This is a genomic window from Nonomuraea sp. NPDC050643 (genome assembly GCF_040654715.1).
Classification (GTDB): Bacteria; Actinomycetota; Actinomycetes; order Streptosporangiales; family Streptosporangiaceae; genus Nonomuraea.
The window spans coordinates 1-15,708 of the sequence record NZ_JBFAIM010000024.1 but is presented as its reverse complement, the minus strand read 5'-3'; the positions used below and the strand labels follow the sequence as shown (position 1 = coordinate 15,708).

The following is a 15,708-nucleotide window of genomic DNA, read 5'->3' as shown; positions in this document are numbered from 1 at the left end:
ACAGGCATAATGGTACGGTGCCCGAGCTTCCCGACCTCACCACGCTGCTGACGATCGTCGACCAGCGCACCACGGACGCCGACGCCCTGACCCGCCTCACCGTGGCCGAAGGCGTGCTGTCCGACATGCAGGGCGTCGGGGACCGGCTGCTCGGCTACCTCGTCGAGCTGGCCAGGGCCGAGGGCTGCTCGTGGGCCGACATCGGCGACCACCTGGGCATCAGCCGCCAGGCCGCCCAGCAGCGCTTCGGCCGCCGCTGGTCCAGCCTCACCGTCGCCGACCTCGCCCAGTCGGGGGCGTTCGAGCGCTACACCGGCCGCGCCAAGCAGACCCTCGAACGGGCCGAGGGGCACGCCCGCCGCCTGGGCCAGTCCGCCATCGGCGCCGGCCACCTGCTGCTCGGCATCCTCGACGACCCCGTCACCCTGGCCGTCAAGGCGATCGCCGCCCAGGGCACGGACCCGGCGGGGCTGCGTACCGACCTGGAAGAGCGCCTGCCCGCCGGCTCCGGTCCGTCGCCGGCGGCGGTCCCGGTCGGCGCCGAGGCCAGGCGCGTCCTGACGGCCACGCTCGCCGAGACCGTGGAGCTCAGGCACAACTACGTCGGCACCGAGCACATGCTCCTGGGCCTGTTGCGCGACAGGTCGAGTCCGGCCGCCGAGCTCCTGCGCGAGCAGGGGATCACGCTGGAGCCGACGAGGGCGACCGTCCGCGCCGCCCTCGAAGCGCTCCTGCGCGCCCGCGAGACGTAGCTCCCACCTGCCGAACAACGGACACTCGGGCCGGGCGGCCCTCTTGTTCACCGCGAAGACGCCCCAGCAGGTGGTACGAGGTCTCCGTTATCCGCCTATGCCGGTCACCGCGATGAGCAGTGGCAGGAGCAGGATGAGCAGCAGCGCGCCCAGCACGTCGAAGCTGACGCCCGAGCGGATCATCGTGGTGATCGGCACGACGCCGGACCCGTACGCGATCGCGTTCTGGGGCGTCGAGACCGGCAGCATGAACCCGAACGACGCCGCGAACGTCGCCGCCAGCGCCGGGACGAACGGGTTGATCCCCGCCGCGACCGCGATCGGGATGATGATCGGCACCACCACGGCGGCGGAGGCCGTGTTGCTGGTGGTCTCCGAGACCAGCACCGCCAGCACCACGGCGAACGCCGTGATCGTGAACACGCTGCTCAGCCCGATCGCCGAGGCGGCCGACGAGCCGATGGTCTTGGCCAGCCCCGTGCCCTCGAGCAGGGAACCGAAGATGATGCCGGTGCCGAACAGCAGGATCGTGCCCCAGTCGATGCGGGCGGCGTCGCTCCAGTTCATGGTGAACTCGCGCTTGCTCCAGTCGGTCGGCAGCAGGAACAGCAGCGAGGCGCCCAGCACGGCCACGATGCCCTCGTTGAGCCGGCCGCTGACGGTCGTGTAGAGGGCGGACTCCGTCCCGGCGAACACCGCCACCAGGCCGGGGAAGATCCACAGGAACACGGTGGTGAAGAAGGCCACGAGCGTGTTCTTCTCGGCGCGCGACAGTTCGCCCATGGCGGCGCGCTCGCTGTGCACGTACGCCTCGACGCCCTCGATCTTGCGAATCTCCGGGCGGTTCAGCAGGAGCAGCACGGCGACGAGCGCGACGAACATGAGCGCGCAGATCGGCACCGCGGTGATCACCCACTCGGCGAACGAGATGCGCTTGCCGGTGGCCTCCTCGATGAGACCGCGGCCGATCAGGTTCGGCGGGCTGCCGACGGGGGTGAGCAGGCCGCCGACGCTGGCGCCGTACGCGAGCATCAGGACGAGCGCCGCGCCCACCCGCAGCCGCAGCGGGTTGAAGTCGGCCGCGACCAGCCCCCGGTCCTGCAGCAGCTTGGCGATCACCGCGAGCATGCCGAGCGCCGTGGGCAGCAGCATCGCCACGGTGGCGGTGTTGGAGACGAACGCCGACAGCAGGCAGGTGATGACGCCGAACGCCACGATCAGCCGGAACGTCGAGCGCCCCACCCCGGGCAACGACAGGATCCGGAACGCGAACCGCCGCGCCAGCCCCTGCTTGAGCATCGCCTGCGCCAGGATGAACGCGCCGATGAAGGTGAAGATCGTGGGCGAGCCGAACGGCGCCAGCGCGTCCGCCGCCGAGGCCACGCCGAGCAGCACGATCGCGGCGACGCCGATGAGGCCGCCGACGGGGATGGGCACGGGTTCGGTCACCCACAGGACGATGACGCCCAGCAGCACGGCCGCCAGCGCCTGCTGCTTGGGGTCCATGGCGAGGGGCAGCAGCAGGAAGACGATCGTGACGAGCGGCGCGAGCCACAAGCCGGTGGTGCGCCGGGCCTTCTCGAAGCGCTCCTCCGCCGGCGACAGCCGCTGCTCCCCTAGACTGCGATAGGTAGCGTGGCCGAGGAGGGCCTGGTCGACGTCGGTTCTGGGGCCACCGGAGTTCATCGCCTGCTCCTAACGTTTCCGCCGTCATTGAAGATCTGGATGGCGCGGGAGTCCAAGACGCGATGGCTACCGTGGTTATAGGTGTCTCCTATAGGAGCGTTCGATGGACGTGCGGCAGCTCGAATACTTCCTCGCCGTCGTCGACCACGGCGGTTTCAACAAGGGCGCCAAGGCGCTGTTCATGGCCCAGCCCTCCCTGTCCCAGGCGATCAGGACGCTGGAGAAGGACCTGGGCAGCCGCCTCTTCCACCGCATCGGGCGGCGGGTGGTGCTCACGGACGCGGGGCAGGCGCTCATCGAGCCGGCGCGGCAGGTCGTCCGCAGTCTCGCGGCCGCCCGTGCCAGTGTGGCCTCCGTACAGGGGATGATGCGCGGCAGCGTGGCCATCGCCTCGATGCCGTCCCCGGCGGTGGAGCCGCTGAGCACCATGATCGGCCGGTTCAGCGAACGGCGTCCGGGCGTGGAGGTGGTGATCAAGGACGCGCCGGTGCCCCAAACCGTGATCGACTTCGTCCGTACAGGGGTCGCCGAGCTCGGCCTGCTGTCGGCCCGGGAGCTGCCCGTGGTCTCCGACGTGACGCTGCACCCCGTCGAGGAGCAGCGGTTCGTGCTCGTCGCCCCGCCGGACGGCCCGTTCGAGCCGGCCCCGTCGCTGCCCCGCGCGCGGCTGGCCGGGCAGCGGCTGATCGTGGGCGAGCACGGCACGGGGCTGCGCCGGCTGATCGAGGAGATCCGGGCCTCCGGCGTCGAGTTGTCGATCGCGGTCGAGTCGGAGCACCGCGAGGCGTTCCTGCCCCTGGTGCTCAAGGGCGTCGGGATCGGCCTGCTGGCCGAGGCGTGGCGCCCGCTCGCGGAACGGGCGGGGGCGCTGGTGTTCGAGCTGGACCCGCCCGCGTCGCTGCACCTGGCCCTGGTCAGCAGGAAGGGCTGGCTGACCCCGGCGGCCGAGGAGTTCCTCGCCCTCGCTCTGTCCCATAAGCGCAGCACCCGCCGCGTCCTATAGGCGCAGCCTATAGGACGCATCACCCGCCGGTCTTGGACGTTTTCGCAGGTCCCCGCTTGAATCGAGGACATGACGACGCATGACATCGCCGTGATCCCAGGAGACGGCATCGGGCTCGAGGTCACCCCCGCGGCCCTGGAGGTCGCGCAGGCGGCGGGCCGCCGCCACGGCTTCGGGTTCCGGTTCACCGAGTTCGACTGGTCGTGCGAGCGGTACCTGCGCGAGGGCGCCATGATGCCGTCCGACGGCCTGGAGCTCCTTCGCCGCCACGACGCGATCTTCCTCGGCGCGGTGGGCGCGCCCGGCGTCCCCGACCACGTCTCCCTGTGGGGACTGCTCATCCCGATCCGCCGCGCCTTCCGCCAGTACGTGAACCTCCGGCCGGTACGCCTCTTCGAGGGCATCGAAAGCCCCGTACGCGCCGACATCGACCTCGTGGTCGTCAGGGAGAACACCGAGGGCGAATACAGCGAGATCGGCGGCCGGATGAACCGCGGCTTCCCCGAGGAGATGGCCGTCCAGGAGGCCGTCTTCACCCGGGTAGGCGTGACCCGCGTCCTCGACTACGCCTTCACCCTGGCCGGCCGCCGCCGCGGCTACCTGACCTCCGCCACCAAGTCCAACGGCATCGTGCACACGCTGCCGTTCTGGGACGAGCTGATCCTGGAACGCGCGGCGGCCCATCCGGACGTGCGGTGGGACCAGGAGCACATCGACGCCCTGTGCGCCAAGCTGGTGCTGCAGCCGTCGCGGTTCGATGTGATCGTCGGCTCGAACCTGTTCGGCGACATCCTCAGCGACCTGGCGGCGGCGGTCGCGGGCAGCATCGGCATCGCCCCATCGGCCAACCTGAACCCGGAGCGCGACTTCCCGTCGATGTTCGAACCCGTACACGGCTCCGCGCCCGACATCGCCGGTCAAGGGGTGGCCAATCCGATCGGGGCGATCTGGTCGGCGGCGATGATGCTCGAACACCTCGGGCATGAGGCGGCGGCGGGGGAGGTGGTGGCGGGCATCGCGGCCGTACTGGCGAAGGGGGGCGTACGGACTCGGGACCTCGGTGGCACGGCCGGGACCGAGGAGTTCACGCGTGCGGTGCTGAGCGAACTGGCCTGACACCCGCCTCTCGCCCCCGGAGCCGGGATACCGGGGGCCGGGGAGGTACAGCCTGCGCTACCAACAAAGTGCCACCAGCGGGATCGATGCTCCCCCCGGCCCGCTCATAACGTTGTCGCATGATCACAACCTCCTCCCGCCGGTGGACCGGCGCCTCCGTCCTCACCCTGACCCTCCTCAGCACCGCCGCCCTCGGCACCCTTGGCGGCGTCGCACACGCCTCGACCGCGAACCCGGTGCGGCAGGCCATGGACGACCTCGTCACCAAGGACAAGTTCCCGGCCGCCGTGGCCGTCGTCCAGGGCCGCGACGGGCGAACCGAGACCCATGCGGCCGGGGTGGCGGACCTGGAGACGAACGAGGAGCCACCGGCCGACGGGTACGTCCGCATCGGCAGCAACACCAAGACCTTCACCGCGGTGACCGTCCTGCAACTGGTCGGCGAGGGCAAGGTCAAGCTGGACGGGCCGGTGGAGACGTACCTGCCGGGGCTGCTGCGCGGCAAGGGCGTCAACGGCCGGAACATCACGGTGCGGCAGCTCCTGCAGCACACCAGCGGCCTGCCCGAGTACACCGACTACCTGGCCAAGGGGGCGCTGCCGTACCAGCACGTCTACTTCCAGCCCCACGAGCTGCTGGCCATGGCCCTGAAGCAGAAGGCCCCCTTCGCCCCCGGCGCCAAGTGGCAGTACACCAACACCAACTACATCGTCGCCGGCCTGCTCATCGAGAAGGTCACCGGCCGCCCCGCCATCGAGGAGATCACCAAGCGCACGATCAAGAAGATCGGCCTGGACCACACCTACTTCCCGAACGTCGGCGACCAGGAGCTCCGCACCCCGCACGCCAACGGCTACCACCGCGACGACCCGGCCAAGCCCCTCACCGACGTCACCGTCTTCGACCCCTCCCAGGCCTGGACCGCCGGCCAGATGGTCTCCACGCCCTCCGACCTCAACCGCTTCTTCACCGCCCTCCTGGACGGCAAGCTCCTCAAGCCCGCCCAACTGAAGCAGATGCGCACCACGGTCAAGAGCCCGCTACTCGGCCCCAACACCCAGTACGGCCTCGGCCTGAGCGCCACCAAACTCACCTGCGGCACCACCGCGTGGGGGCATGGGGGCGCGATCCCCGGCTACTACACGACGAACGCGGCCACCAAAGACGGCCGCGCCGCCACCATCGCCGTCACCCACCTCCCCACTACCCTCCCCGCCCGTAACAACGTCGAGACCGCCCTGGACACAGCCCTCTGCAACCCCTGACCCCCCACCCAAGCCTCTCGAAGAAGTCCCACTCGACCCCGAGAGCAACCCGACCAGCCATCCCCACCCTGGCCCCCGAGAGCGATCCGACCAGGCAGCTCAACTCCGGCCCCAAGAGCGATCCGATCGAACAGGCCCTGCACCGGCCGCGAGCGGGCCTCCCAACGAGGCATACACCCTGTACCTCTCTCAAGAGCGACCCCAAAACTCCCGCCCGTTCTACACTGGCCCACCGTGATGGACTGGATCGATCGGGTCGCCGAAATCCGGCGTTGGACCAGGGGCGGCGAGCGGGCCCCGCACAAGCCGCTCCTCCTCCTCTACGTCCTGGGCCGTTTCCAACACCACGGCAACAGACCCATCCCGTTCAGCGCCGCAGAGGCCGAGCTCAAAAAGCTCCTCAAGGAGTACGGCCCACCCCGCGCCACCAGCCCGGGCTACCCGTTCCACCACCTGACGAGCGACGGCCTCTGGCTGGTGGAGACCATCCACGGCCCCGGCAGCCCAGGCCCTGAGCTGGGCCGCCTCCGCGACACCCAGGCCAGCGGACGCCTCCACCCCGACCTGGCCCGCGCCCTCTCGGAGGAGCCCGGCCTGCTCGGCCGGATGGCCCGCTACCTGCTTGACACCAACTTCGCCCCATCCCTGCATGCCGACCTCTGCCTGCTGGCCGGCCTCGACCTGGACACTCTGGAAACCACCCTGGAGATCCCAGGCGGAACCAGACCACCGCCGGCCCGCCGCGATCCGGGCTTCCGGGATCGGGTGCTGATGGCGTACGAGTACTGTTGCGCGTTCTGCGGCTACGAAGGCTGGCTGGACGGCACGGTGGTGGGGCTGGACGCGGCCCACGTACGGTGGTGGGCCTTCGACGGACCCGACGACCTGGCCAACGGGCTGTGCCTCTGCGCCATCCACCACAAGCTGTTCGACAAGGGCGTGCTCGGCCTGACCCCGGACCGCACCGTCACCGTGTCAGCCCGTTTCGCCGGCCGCTCGGCCGCCTCCCAGGACCTGGTCCTGTCACTGGGTGGCCGCCCAGCCAGAGAACCGCAGTCAGGCTGGGAACCAGTCGAGCCGACCCACATCGCCTGGCACGGCCACCAGGTATTCCGCACCCCACCCCGCAACTGACCACCCCCCCACAACCCCACCCCCACACCCAAGGACGCACAGCTCAGGGCGCGAACTCACAGCACGAGTTCAAATTCAAAGCACCAGCCCGAGACACCAGCCCAAGGCGAGCCCCATCCACAAGCCTTGTATGGCGCGTACAACGAGCGACCCACCTTCCCGCGAATCACCCTCGGATGAACGCTTCCACCTGGTCGGCGAACTCCTCCGGACTGACGATCCGCACCCCCAGGCTCTCCGCCTTGGTCCGCTTGGAGCCCGCCTTCTCTCCCGCCACCAGCAGGGACGTCTTGGCGGACACGCTGGAGGATGCCTTGCCGCCCGCCCGCTCGATCAGTTCGTTGACCTCGTTGCGCGACAGTGCCGCCAGCGGCCCGGTCATCGTGCCAGTGACCACCACCGACATCGTGGCCAGCGGTAGTTCGACCCCGGTCTCCTGAGCTTCCTGCGCGTCGTCCCCCGCGACAGACGGGGTGGCACCGGGCTCGGTCATGTTCACCCCGGCCAGGATCAGCTTGTCGATGAGCGGGCCGAGCTCGATCAGCTCGGCCACCACGACCGGCGACTTCTCCGGGCCGATGCCCTCCACCTGCTGGATCGCCTCGGCGTCGGCCGCGCGGATCGCTTCCATGGTCGCGAAGTGGCGGGCGATGCGGCGGCTCATCGAGCGGCCCGTGCCTCGTACGCCGAGCGCCGCGAACACCCTGCTGAGCGGCCGGCCCTTGGCCTGATCGAGGGCCGCGATCAGGTTGTCGCTGCTGGTCTCGCCCATGCGCTCCAGACCGAGCAACTGCTCGCGGGTCAGAAAGAACAGGTCGGCGAAGTCGGTGATCAGGCCGGCGTCGAGCATCTGCTTGACGCGGTTCTCCGCCAGGCCCTCGATGTCGAGCTGGTCGCGGCCGACCGCGTAGATGATGGACGCGATCGCGCGGCATGCGCGGCCGCGTACGCATCGCCAGCGCTCCTGCGAGCTGTCGATGGCGTCACCGCACGACGGGCAGACCGCGGGAATCGGGATCGGCTGCTCATCGCCGGTGCGCAGGTGCACCACCGGCGCCTCGACCCGCGGGATCACGTCGCCCGCCTTGTAGACGGTCACGCTGTCGCCGAGCATCAGGCCCCGACGGGTGATGTCGGCGACGTTGTGCAGAGTGGCATAAGTGACCAAGCTGCCGTCCAGCTCGACCGGCTCAAGCACTGCGCGCGGTGCGATGACGCCGGTGCGGCCGGTGTTCCACTCCACGCCGAGCAGTTTGGTGATCTTCTCGGTGGCAGGCAGCTTGTACGCGACCGCCCAGCGTGGCGCCCGCGAGCTGAACCCGGCCTCGGCCTGGTCGCTCGCCAGATCACACTTGATCACGATCCCGTCGATGCCGAACGGCAGCCCGGCACGGGCCCCGGCGATCTCCCCGACGCGCTCCTGCACCCGCTCCAGCGTCTCGGCGACGATCCCGGCCACCGGCGTGGTCGCGGTGGTCTGCACACCCTGCGCGGCGACCCAGTCCATGATCTCGCTGTGCGGCAGCTCGCGCAGGCGGACGGCCAGCTCGGAGTCGTCACCGGGAGGCGGCAGAACGCCGTAGCCGAAGAACGTCAGCTCGCACACGTACGGCCGATCCTGCGCCCGCAACGTGCCCGCGGCGGCGCTGCGCGGATTGGCGAACGTGGTGCCGTCATGCGCCTGCCGCTTGGCGCAGGCCTCCTCGAACTGGGAGGCCGTCATCATCACCTCGCCGCGCAACTCCACCGTGACCGCGTCGGCCAGCCGATCGGGCAGGCCGACGATGGTGCCGATGGCATGCGAGACGTCTTCACCCGCGCTGCCGTCTCCCCGCGTCACCAACTGCGACAGCCGCCCATGCCGGTAGCGCGCCGAGATCGCCAGCCCGTCGAGCTTGGGCTCCACGCTCCAGACCGTGACGGCCCGCCCCAGCCTGCGCTCCAGCCCGGCGGCCCAGCTTGTGAGCTGCTCGGTGCCGAACACGTTGTCCAAGCTGAGCATGGGCACCGTGTGCGGCACATCGCCCACCACGGCCCCGCCCGCCACCTTGCCCGTCGGCGAGGACGGCAGCACCGCCTCGGGATGCTCCTCCTCGTACGCCTGAATGCCGCGGACCAGCCGGTCGTAGGCGTCGTCGTCAAGTGTGGAGGTGCCGTCGGCGTAGTAGGCGGCGGCGGAGTCAACAGCGAGCTGAACGGCCTCGGCGTAGGCCATGTCGTCGGCAAGGACGGTGGCGGGAGGTGTCTCGGTCATGAAGACATCATGGCGAGCCGTACCGACAAATTCCCGCACACGAAAACGGGACCTGAACTGCGGTGCGTGAGCCCGGCGTACGCCGGCGAACCCTTTGGGCGAGCCCCGGACGCGGTGGCCCCTGTGCCCGCTGGCCGCGTTATTCGTTCTCTTCGTTGAAGAGGTCGTCGATGGTCTGGGTGGTGACTGCGCGGGCGACCCAGGTTTCGAGTTGAGCAACGTCGGTACAAGTGGCGATCTTGGCGAACGCGTTGTCCGGGACCGCGATGCCGCGGGCCGCGAGCACCAACAACACCATCCTGGCAGCCTCTTCGACCTTGCCTGCCGCCATGCCTTTGGCTTTGCCTTCTTCGAAGCCGCGGTCGTAGTGTTCGCGGGCGAAGGGGCTGTAGACGGGCCAGGCGGACATCGTGGTCTCTTTCGGGAGGTGCTGGATCGCGGGTGTGGACATGCTGAAGGCGCTCAAGTCGTCCTGCGCGCGTTGAGTGGGGTTTGTGCGTGTTTGGCGGTGGCCGCGTTATTCGTTCTCTTCGTTGAAGAGGTCGTCGACGGTTTGGGCGGTGGCTGCGCGGGCGACCCAGATTTCGAGTTGGGTAACGTCGGGACAGGTGGTGATCTCGGTGAGTGCGTTGTCCGGGATCTCGATGCCGCGGGCCGTGAGCACCAGCAACACCACCCTGGCAGCCTCTTCTGCTCTACCTCTGGCCATGCCTTCGGCTCTACCTTTGGCCACGCCCGTAGCAATGCCTTCAGCTTTGCCTTTTGCCTGGCCTTCTTCGAGGCCGCGGCCGTAGTGTTCGCGGGCGAAGGGGCTGTAGACCGGCCAGGTGGTGGACATCATGATCTCCTTCAGGAGGTCCCGGATCGCGGGCGCGGACATACTGTAGGCGTATTCATAATACTTCGGAGAGTGTTCGTCGGGGGCCTCGGCGAGGGCTGCGGCGAATGCTTCGATGACCCTGCGGTTGCGGCCGTGGATCATGACCGACATGGCGGCGAGTTCCAGGTGTGCGGCGGCCTGTTCGGACTTGACGATGACGGGGATGCCGTCCGGTCCCAGCACCCGGGCCTGCATGCGGTAACCGGTCAGCCCTGTGTCGACCGGCTTCGCGTAGTGGTCGGCGACCGAGCGGCTGGGGCAGATGACCAGGACGGTGACGTCGCAGCAGAGGAACAGCCACAGGGCGGCGGCGTATCGGGCGAGTTGCCGGGGGTCTTTGGATTTGTCCTGCTGGACCTCGACGATGATCGCGTGGGCGGGCTGCTGGGGTGGTCCGAGGGTGAAGACCAGGTCGGCCTCGAGGTCGTCGGAGGGGCGGGTGTTGAAGGATCTGTCCTCCTGCTGGATCAGCGGGGTGGCGGGCAGATCCACGCCCATGAGGTCACGCAATATCTCCACCGCCAGTTGGGGGCGGTCGCTGAACATCTGAACCAGAGCGTCGTGTGAGGGGGACGGCATGTCGCTTATTGTTGCACGATGAACACTTAAAGTGATGATGATTGACGGACGGTCGGCTCCGTCGCGGGACGCATGACAGCGGTGGCCGACCATCCACGGCGCGGTCGCCGGGCTATCGGCCCGCGGGCGCCACCGTCCGCTGCTCCTGGGGGTGGCGGATCAGGCGGATGCCGTACGTCACGATCCAGGCCACCCACAGCAGCCAGCCGGCCAGGCCGATGAGCCCGAGCGGGCCCTCCTCGCGCATGATCGAGTACGTCAGGCTCGCCGAGGTGAACTGCAGCGCCGCCGCCAGGAAGCCGAGTACGCCGTGCCAGGGGCGGATGAGCTTGGCGCGCAGTCCCCCGACCGACAGGCCCAGCATCGCGATCGCCAGGAACGTGCCGTTGAGGGTGAACACCGCGTCGTGCAGTGCCCAGAGCGCCGGGACGCCCGCCGGGTCGGTCCTGGTCAGTGCGAGGCGGGCCGAGATGACACCGGCGAAGGTGACGTTCTGCAGGATCAGGCCGGTGAAACCGACCAGCGACCAGGCCTCGCCCCGCTCCCGTTCCGAGCTCCACAGCGCGGCCACGGCGCCCGCGCCGAACAGGGTGGCCAGCACCCAGGCGGCCGGTACGAACGTGGATGCGAGGCCGACGACATGGCCCTTGGCGCTGAAGAACGCGCTGACGGCGGCCTCGTCGGCGCCGGTGAGGGGCAGGCCGGCCGGGGCCATGAACAGGTTGGCGGTCACGATCGCGGTGGCGAAGCCGATGGCGGCGATGCCGCTGAGCCGGGTGAAGCGCATGCTGGACGACCTCCTGAGGTTTACGCACCTTATATTCATTATAGGTAGCGTAAACACTTAGGCTGCCAAGCATGAGTGCAGAGGTGGGCCGGCGGCGCTACGACTCGCTGCGCCGCACGACGCAGGCGCTGGAGACGCGGGCCGGCATCGCCGAGGCCGCCCGCCGGCTCTTCGTCGAGCGCGGGTGGGCGGCGACGACCGTGCGCGACGTGGCGCGCGAGGCGGGGGTCTCCGTGCCGACGGTCTACTCGGTGTACGGGAACAAGGCCGGCCTGACCCGGGCCCTGGCCGACGCCGCCGACCTGTCGGGCGACGTGGCCCAGTTGCTCGCGGAGCTCGAGGCCCCGGAGGCGGGCCCCGGGCGGCAGCTCGCCGTGATGGCCGCCTTCGACCGGCGGCTGTTCGAGCGCGCGGGGGACGTCATCACCCTGGTGCGCGAGGCCAGCCGTACCGAGCCCGAGCTGGCGGACGTCTACCGCGACGGCCGCGCGCGGGCCGACGAGACCCGCGTCGCGGTGTTCTCCTCCTGGCCGGCCGGCACCCTGCGCGCGGGCCTGGACGTGCGGGCGGCCGTGGACGTCTACGCGGGTCTGTGCAGCATCGACGTCTACACCACGCTCACCGCCGAGCGCGGATGGTCGCCCGACCGGGTGGAGAAGTGGTGGTGCGAGGCGCTGGTGCGCGAACTGCTCAGCCCTCCGTGAGGGTACGCGTTGCTCAGTCCTGCATGAGGCGGGCGGGGAAGCCGCCGGTCGCGATCGGGCCCCAGCGGTCGATGTGGAGGCGGATCAGTGACTTGTCCTGGCGTCGCATGGCCTCGCGATATTCGTCCCAATCGGGGTGCTCACCGGCGATGCACCGGTAATACTCGACCAGCGCCTCGACGGCCTCCGGCATGTCGAGCACCTCCGCGCGCCCGTCGACCTGCACATACGGCCCGTTCCAGTCGTCGGACAGCACGCAGATCGACACCCGCTCGTCACGGCGCGCGTTACGGGCCTTGGCCCGGTCGGGGTAGGTGGAGACCACGATCCGGCCGCTCTCGTCCACCCCGCAGGAGACCGGCGAGAGCTGCGGTCGCCCGTCCGCACGGGTGGTCGACAGCAGGCCGTGGTGCCGGGGCCGCAGGAACTCGAGCAGTTCGGGCAGTTCGGTACGGCGCGCGGTCGCGATGTTCGGAGCCATCAGTCATGCCTTTCGGTGTCGGACCAAGGTCTCGATCCTTTCACCCCCGGCAGAAATTCCCGCGTTATGAAATATCGGCTGTTGACCGTCACCGCCCGCGATCCAACGATCGGGCTAGGGCCTTTCGACGGTCAGACTGCCAGAGAGGGGCGTGGCGATGAAAGCCGTACGCCTGCATGAGTACACCAAGCGTCCGGTCGTGGAGGACGTCCCGGACCCCGTGATCGGCGGGCCGACGGACGTTCTGGTCGAGATCGGCGGCGCCGGACTGTGCCGCACTGACCTGCACATCGTCGAGGGTCAGTGGGCCGAGAAGGCCGGCGTGGCGCTGCCGTACACGATCGGGCACGAGAACGCCGGCTGGGTACGCGAGGTCGGCCCCGCCGTCACGAACCTCCGTCCGGGCGACGCGGTGATCCTGCACCCCGTGGTGACGTGCGGGCTGTGCCGGGCCTGCCGCGCCGGCGACGACGTGCACTGCGCAGCATCGAGGTTCCCCGGCATCGACTCCGACGGCGGCATGGCCGAACTGCTGCTCACCAACGCCCGGTCGGCGGTCAAGCTGGATCCCGTCCTGCGTCCGGCGGATGTCGCCGCGCTCGCCGACGCGGGACTCACCGCCTATCACGCGGTACGCAAGGCGGCGCCCCTCCTCTATCCCGGCACCCACGTCGTGGTGATCGGCGCCGGCGGGCTGGGCCACATCGGCGTGCAGTGCCTGACCGCCATGACGCCCGCCGAGATCATCGTCGTGGACCGGTCCCCGGCCGCGCTGGAGCTGGCCCAGGACCTGGGCGTCACGCACACCGTGCCGGCCGACGGGCGGCAGGTCGAGGCGGTCGCCGACCTCACCGGAGGCCAGGGCGCCCACGTGGTGCTGGACTTCGTCGGCGAGGGCGGCGCCGAGCGGGAGGGCGTGGCGATGCTGCGCCGCGCGGGCTCGTACTTCGTGATCGGGTACGGAGGCCGCGTCGAGATCCCCACCATTGACATCATCTCCACCGAGATCAACGTGGTCGGCAACCTCGTCGGCTCCTACAACGACCTGGCCGAGCTGATGGCCCTGGCCGCGCGCGGCAAGGTGCGCCTGTACACGAGGACGTACCCGCTCGACGCCGTCAACGAGGCCATGGACGACCTGGACAACGGACGCCTGCGAGGGCGGGGCATTCTCGTGCCGGCGAGGAGCTGAGGGCCATGTACGAAAAGGACGGCCGCAAATACTTCATCGTCGACGGACACGTGCACTTCTGGGACGGCAGGCCGTCGAACCAGGCCAACCGCTACGGCGAGGGCTTCATCAACTGCTTCTACGACTACCACCGCAACCTCTCGCCGGCCTCGGAGGTCTGGACGCTGGAGGAGTTCTGGCGGCAGAGCGAGGAGCGGATCCTGCACGACCTGTTCGAGGTCGGCTACGTGGACCGGGCCATCTTCCAGCCCACCTACCTGACGGAGTTCTTCGTCGACGGCTTCAACACCACCGAGCAGGACGGCGCCCTCGCCGAGAAGCACCCGGACCGGTTCATCGTGAACGGCTCATGGGATCCGCGCGACGGCGAGCTCGGCCTCGCCCGCCTGGAGGCGCTGGCCCGGCGCTGGAACCTGCGAGGGGTCAAGCTGTACACCGCCGAATGGAAGGGCGGCTCGAAGGGCTGGAAACTGTCCGACCCCTGGGCCTACCGCTATCTCGACAAATGCCAGGAACTCGGGATCCGCAACATCCACGTGCACAAGGGTCCGACGATCTACCCGCTCAACCGGGACGCGTTCGACGTGGCCGACGTGGACGACGCCGCGAGCGCGTTCCCCGGGCTGACGTTCATCGTCGAGCACTGCGGGCTGCCCAGGCTGGAGGACTTCTGCTGGATCGCCACGCAGGAGCCCAACGTGTACGCGGGCATCGCGGTCGCGCTGCCGTTCATCCACACCAGGCCGCGCTATTTCGCCCAGGTGATCGGCGAACTGCTCTACTGGCTCGACGAGAACCGCATCACGTTCGCCAGCGACTACGCCATCTGGACGCCCAAGTGGCTCATCGAGCGTTTCGTCGACTTCCAGATCCCCGAGGACATGCGCGGCGAGTACGGCGAGCTCACCTTCGAGGTCAAACGGAAGATCCTGGGCCTCAACGCGGCCCGGCTCTACGACATCAAGGTCCCGCCCGAGCTCGACGTCGCCGACGCCCACGCGGGCAGCGACCGGCCCATCGGCTCGGCATGACCGGGCCGTCTCCGCTCTGGGACGCGCTGGCCACCGTGCGCGACCCGGAGCTGGACGAGCCGATCACGGAGCTGGGCTTCGTCAGCGAGGCCGAGCTCCGCGACGGCCACGCCTCGGTACGCCTGCGGCTGCCCACCTACTTCTGCGCGCCGAACTTCGCCTACCTCATGGTGGCCGACGCCGCCGACGCGGTCCGGGCGCTTCCCGGGGTGCTCTCGGCGGACGTCCGGCTGGCGGACCACTTCGCCTCCGGCGAGATCAACGCGGGTGTCGCGGCGGACGCGGGCTTCACCGGCGCCTTTCCCGGCGAGGCCCGGGAGGAGCTGGACGCCCTGCGCCTGGCGTTCCGGCGCAAGGCGTACCTGGCGGCGCTCGACCGGCTGGCCAGACGGCTGGCCGTCGAGGGCCGGGAGCTCGCCCGATTGCGGCTGGGCGACGTGCCCGCCTCGGGCGAATTGTCCGGTCTGCTGCGCCGCCGGGCCGGCCTCGGCCTGGACTGCTCGCCGGGCGCGCCGCTGCTCTTCGACGAGCGCGGCGTGCCGATCCCCGCGGAGGAGAGCGAACGCCGGTTGCGTTTCGCCCGGGTCGTGCGGGTGAGCATCGAGGGCAACGCCGGTCTGTGCCGGGGCCTGCTGCGTACGCGCTATGAGCAGGCGTGATGCCCTGGGTGATCTGGCGGCTGCCACGAAGACGCCGCGGGGGAACACGGTCGTTCAGCACAGTCGCCGTGTGGTGCTGATCACCCCTGATGTGTGGATTCCTCCACAGTTGATCGTGGGGCTTCTCCGTAACGTTCAGGTCATCGCCGGATGGGCCGGTGGTAGCCCCTCTAGGAGGAACCCGA

The 15,708-nt window shown here is 69.6% G+C and carries 15 protein-coding genes; 9 read left to right on the top strand and 6 right to left on the bottom strand.

What is annotated here, in order from left to right; translation table 11 throughout:
- Positions 1 to 17 precede the first annotated feature (17 nt).
- Positions 18 to 752, top strand: a complete 735-nt coding sequence (locus tag AB0I15_RS30095) for a Clp protease N-terminal domain-containing protein (protein ID WP_358102441.1) — start codon at positions 18 to 20, stop codon at positions 750 to 752.
- A gap of 87 nt (positions 753 to 839) precedes the next feature.
- On the opposite strand, the gene AB0I15_RS30090 is transcribed toward AB0I15_RS30095, so the two are convergent.
- The gene (locus tag AB0I15_RS30090; protein WP_358102438.1) at positions 840 to 2,438 is read right to left on the bottom strand and encodes a DASS family sodium-coupled anion symporter; all 1,599 of its coding nucleotides are present in this window, start codon (positions 2,436 to 2,438) and stop codon (positions 840 to 842) included.
- Positions 2,439 to 2,541: 103 nt separating this feature from the next.
- Here AB0I15_RS30090 and AB0I15_RS30085 point away from each other — a divergent pair, with 103 nt between their 5' ends.
- The 4 genes from AB0I15_RS30085 (at position 2,542) to AB0I15_RS30070 (ending at position 6,956) form a co-directional block, all read left to right on the top strand.
- Positions 2,542 to 3,441 (top strand): LysR family transcriptional regulator, encoded by a 900-nt coding sequence (locus AB0I15_RS30085; protein ID WP_358102436.1) that lies wholly within the window; start codon positions 2,542 to 2,544, stop codon positions 3,439 to 3,441.
- A gap of 69 nt (positions 3,442 to 3,510) precedes the next feature.
- Positions 3,511 to 4,557, top strand: coding sequence for a tartrate dehydrogenase (locus tag AB0I15_RS30080; protein ID WP_358102434.1), 1,047 nt, complete (start codon positions 3,511 to 3,513; stop codon positions 4,555 to 4,557).
- Between the two features lie 119 nt (positions 4,558 to 4,676).
- Positions 4,677 to 5,822, top strand: a complete 1,146-nt coding sequence (locus tag AB0I15_RS30075) for a serine hydrolase domain-containing protein (RefSeq protein ID WP_358102432.1) — start codon at positions 4,677 to 4,679, stop codon at positions 5,820 to 5,822.
- Positions 5,823 to 6,059: 237 nt separating this feature from the next.
- The gene (locus AB0I15_RS30070; protein ID WP_358102658.1) at positions 6,060 to 6,956 is read left to right on the top strand and encodes a phosphorothioated DNA-binding restriction endonuclease; all 897 of its coding nucleotides are present in this window, start codon (positions 6,060 to 6,062) and stop codon (positions 6,954 to 6,956) included.
- Positions 6,957 to 7,122: 166 nt separating this feature from the next.
- On the opposite strand, the gene ligA is transcribed toward AB0I15_RS30070, so the two are convergent.
- From ligA to AB0I15_RS30050, 4 genes are all read right to left on the bottom strand, one after another.
- Positions 7,123 to 9,210, bottom strand: coding sequence for an NAD-dependent DNA ligase LigA (ligA, locus tag AB0I15_RS30065; protein ID WP_358102430.1), 2,088 nt, complete (start codon positions 9,208 to 9,210; stop codon positions 7,123 to 7,125).
- Between the two features lie 139 nt (positions 9,211 to 9,349).
- Positions 9,350 to 9,619: a hypothetical protein gene (locus AB0I15_RS30060; protein ID WP_358102428.1), complete on the bottom strand. Its 270-nt coding sequence runs from the start codon at positions 9,617 to 9,619 to the stop codon at positions 9,350 to 9,352.
- A 108-nt stretch (positions 9,620 to 9,727) separates the two neighbouring features.
- The gene (locus tag AB0I15_RS30055; protein WP_358102426.1) at positions 9,728 to 10,636 is read right to left on the bottom strand and encodes a hypothetical protein; all 909 of its coding nucleotides are present in this window, start codon (positions 10,634 to 10,636) and stop codon (positions 9,728 to 9,730) included.
- Positions 10,637 to 10,781: 145 nt separating this feature from the next.
- On the bottom strand, positions 10,782 to 11,456 hold the full coding sequence (locus tag AB0I15_RS30050) for a hypothetical protein (protein ID WP_358102424.1): 675 nt from the start codon (positions 11,454 to 11,456) through the stop codon (positions 10,782 to 10,784).
- A gap of 71 nt (positions 11,457 to 11,527) precedes the next feature.
- Between AB0I15_RS30050 and AB0I15_RS30045 the strand changes: the two genes are divergently transcribed.
- Positions 11,528 to 12,160 (top strand): helix-turn-helix domain-containing protein, encoded by a 633-nt coding sequence (locus tag AB0I15_RS30045; RefSeq protein WP_358102422.1) that lies wholly within the window; start codon positions 11,528 to 11,530, stop codon positions 12,158 to 12,160.
- Positions 12,161 to 12,173: 13 nt separating this feature from the next.
- Here the strand turns inward: AB0I15_RS30045 and AB0I15_RS30040 are convergent, their stop codons facing one another.
- Positions 12,174 to 12,641, bottom strand: a complete 468-nt coding sequence (locus AB0I15_RS30040; protein WP_358102420.1) for a PPOX class F420-dependent oxidoreductase — start codon at positions 12,639 to 12,641, stop codon at positions 12,174 to 12,176.
- Positions 12,642 to 12,798: 157 nt separating this feature from the next.
- On the opposite strand from AB0I15_RS30040, the gene AB0I15_RS30035 reads away from it, so the two are divergent.
- From AB0I15_RS30035 to AB0I15_RS30025, 3 genes are read left to right on the top strand one after another with little or no spacing between them, the layout of a single operon-like run.
- Positions 12,799 to 13,833: an NAD(P)-dependent alcohol dehydrogenase gene (locus AB0I15_RS30035; RefSeq protein ID WP_358102418.1), complete on the top strand. Its 1,035-nt coding sequence runs from the start codon at positions 12,799 to 12,801 to the stop codon at positions 13,831 to 13,833.
- A gap of 5 nt (positions 13,834 to 13,838) precedes the next feature.
- On the top strand, positions 13,839 to 14,864 hold the full coding sequence (locus AB0I15_RS30030) for an amidohydrolase family protein (RefSeq protein WP_358102416.1): 1,026 nt from the start codon (positions 13,839 to 13,841) through the stop codon (positions 14,862 to 14,864).
- Entirely contained in the window at positions 14,861 to 15,523 is a 663-nt protein-coding gene (locus AB0I15_RS30025) for an iron-sulfur cluster assembly protein (RefSeq protein ID WP_358102414.1), read from the top strand. The genes AB0I15_RS30030 and AB0I15_RS30025 overlap by 4 nt, the downstream gene beginning before the upstream one ends.
- The last annotated feature ends 185 nt before the right edge of the window (positions 15,524 to 15,708 follow it).

Coding starts and splice junctions, on each gene's coding strand:
- AB0I15_RS30075 (WP_358102432.1), top strand. CDS start 4,677: ATGATCACAACCTCCTCCCGCCGGTGGACCGGCGCCTCCGTCCTCACC.
- AB0I15_RS30050 (WP_358102424.1), bottom strand. CDS start 11,456: ATGCGCTTCACCCGGCTCAGCGGCATCGCCGCCATCGGCTTCGCCACC.
- AB0I15_RS30090 (WP_358102438.1), bottom strand. CDS start 2,438: ATGAACTCCGGTGGCCCCAGAACCGACGTCGACCAGGCCCTCCTCGGC.
- AB0I15_RS30085 (WP_358102436.1), top strand. CDS start 2,542: ATGGACGTGCGGCAGCTCGAATACTTCCTCGCCGTCGTCGACCACGGC.
- AB0I15_RS30030 (WP_358102416.1), top strand. CDS start 13,839: ATGTACGAAAAGGACGGCCGCAAATACTTCATCGTCGACGGACACGTG.
- AB0I15_RS30055 (WP_358102426.1), bottom strand. CDS start 10,636: ATGTTCAGCGACCGCCCCCAACTGGCGGTGGAGATATTGCGTGACCTC.
- AB0I15_RS30070 (WP_358102658.1), top strand. CDS start 6,060: ATGGACTGGATCGATCGGGTCGCCGAAATCCGGCGTTGGACCAGGGGC.
- AB0I15_RS30040 (WP_358102420.1), bottom strand. CDS start 12,641: ATGGCTCCGAACATCGCGACCGCGCGCCGTACCGAACTGCCCGAACTG.
- AB0I15_RS30045 (WP_358102422.1), top strand. CDS start 11,528: ATGAGTGCAGAGGTGGGCCGGCGGCGCTACGACTCGCTGCGCCGCACG.
- AB0I15_RS30035 (WP_358102418.1), top strand. CDS start 12,799: ATGAAAGCCGTACGCCTGCATGAGTACACCAAGCGTCCGGTCGTGGAG.
- AB0I15_RS30080 (WP_358102434.1), top strand. CDS start 3,511: ATGACGACGCATGACATCGCCGTGATCCCAGGAGACGGCATCGGGCTC.
- AB0I15_RS30060 (WP_358102428.1), bottom strand. CDS start 9,619: ATGTCCGCCTGGCCCGTCTACAGCCCCTTCGCCCGCGAACACTACGAC.
- ligA (WP_358102430.1), bottom strand. CDS start 9,210: ATGACCGAGACACCTCCCGCCACCGTCCTTGCCGACGACATGGCCTAC.
- AB0I15_RS30025 (WP_358102414.1), top strand. CDS start 14,861: ATGACCGGGCCGTCTCCGCTCTGGGACGCGCTGGCCACCGTGCGCGAC.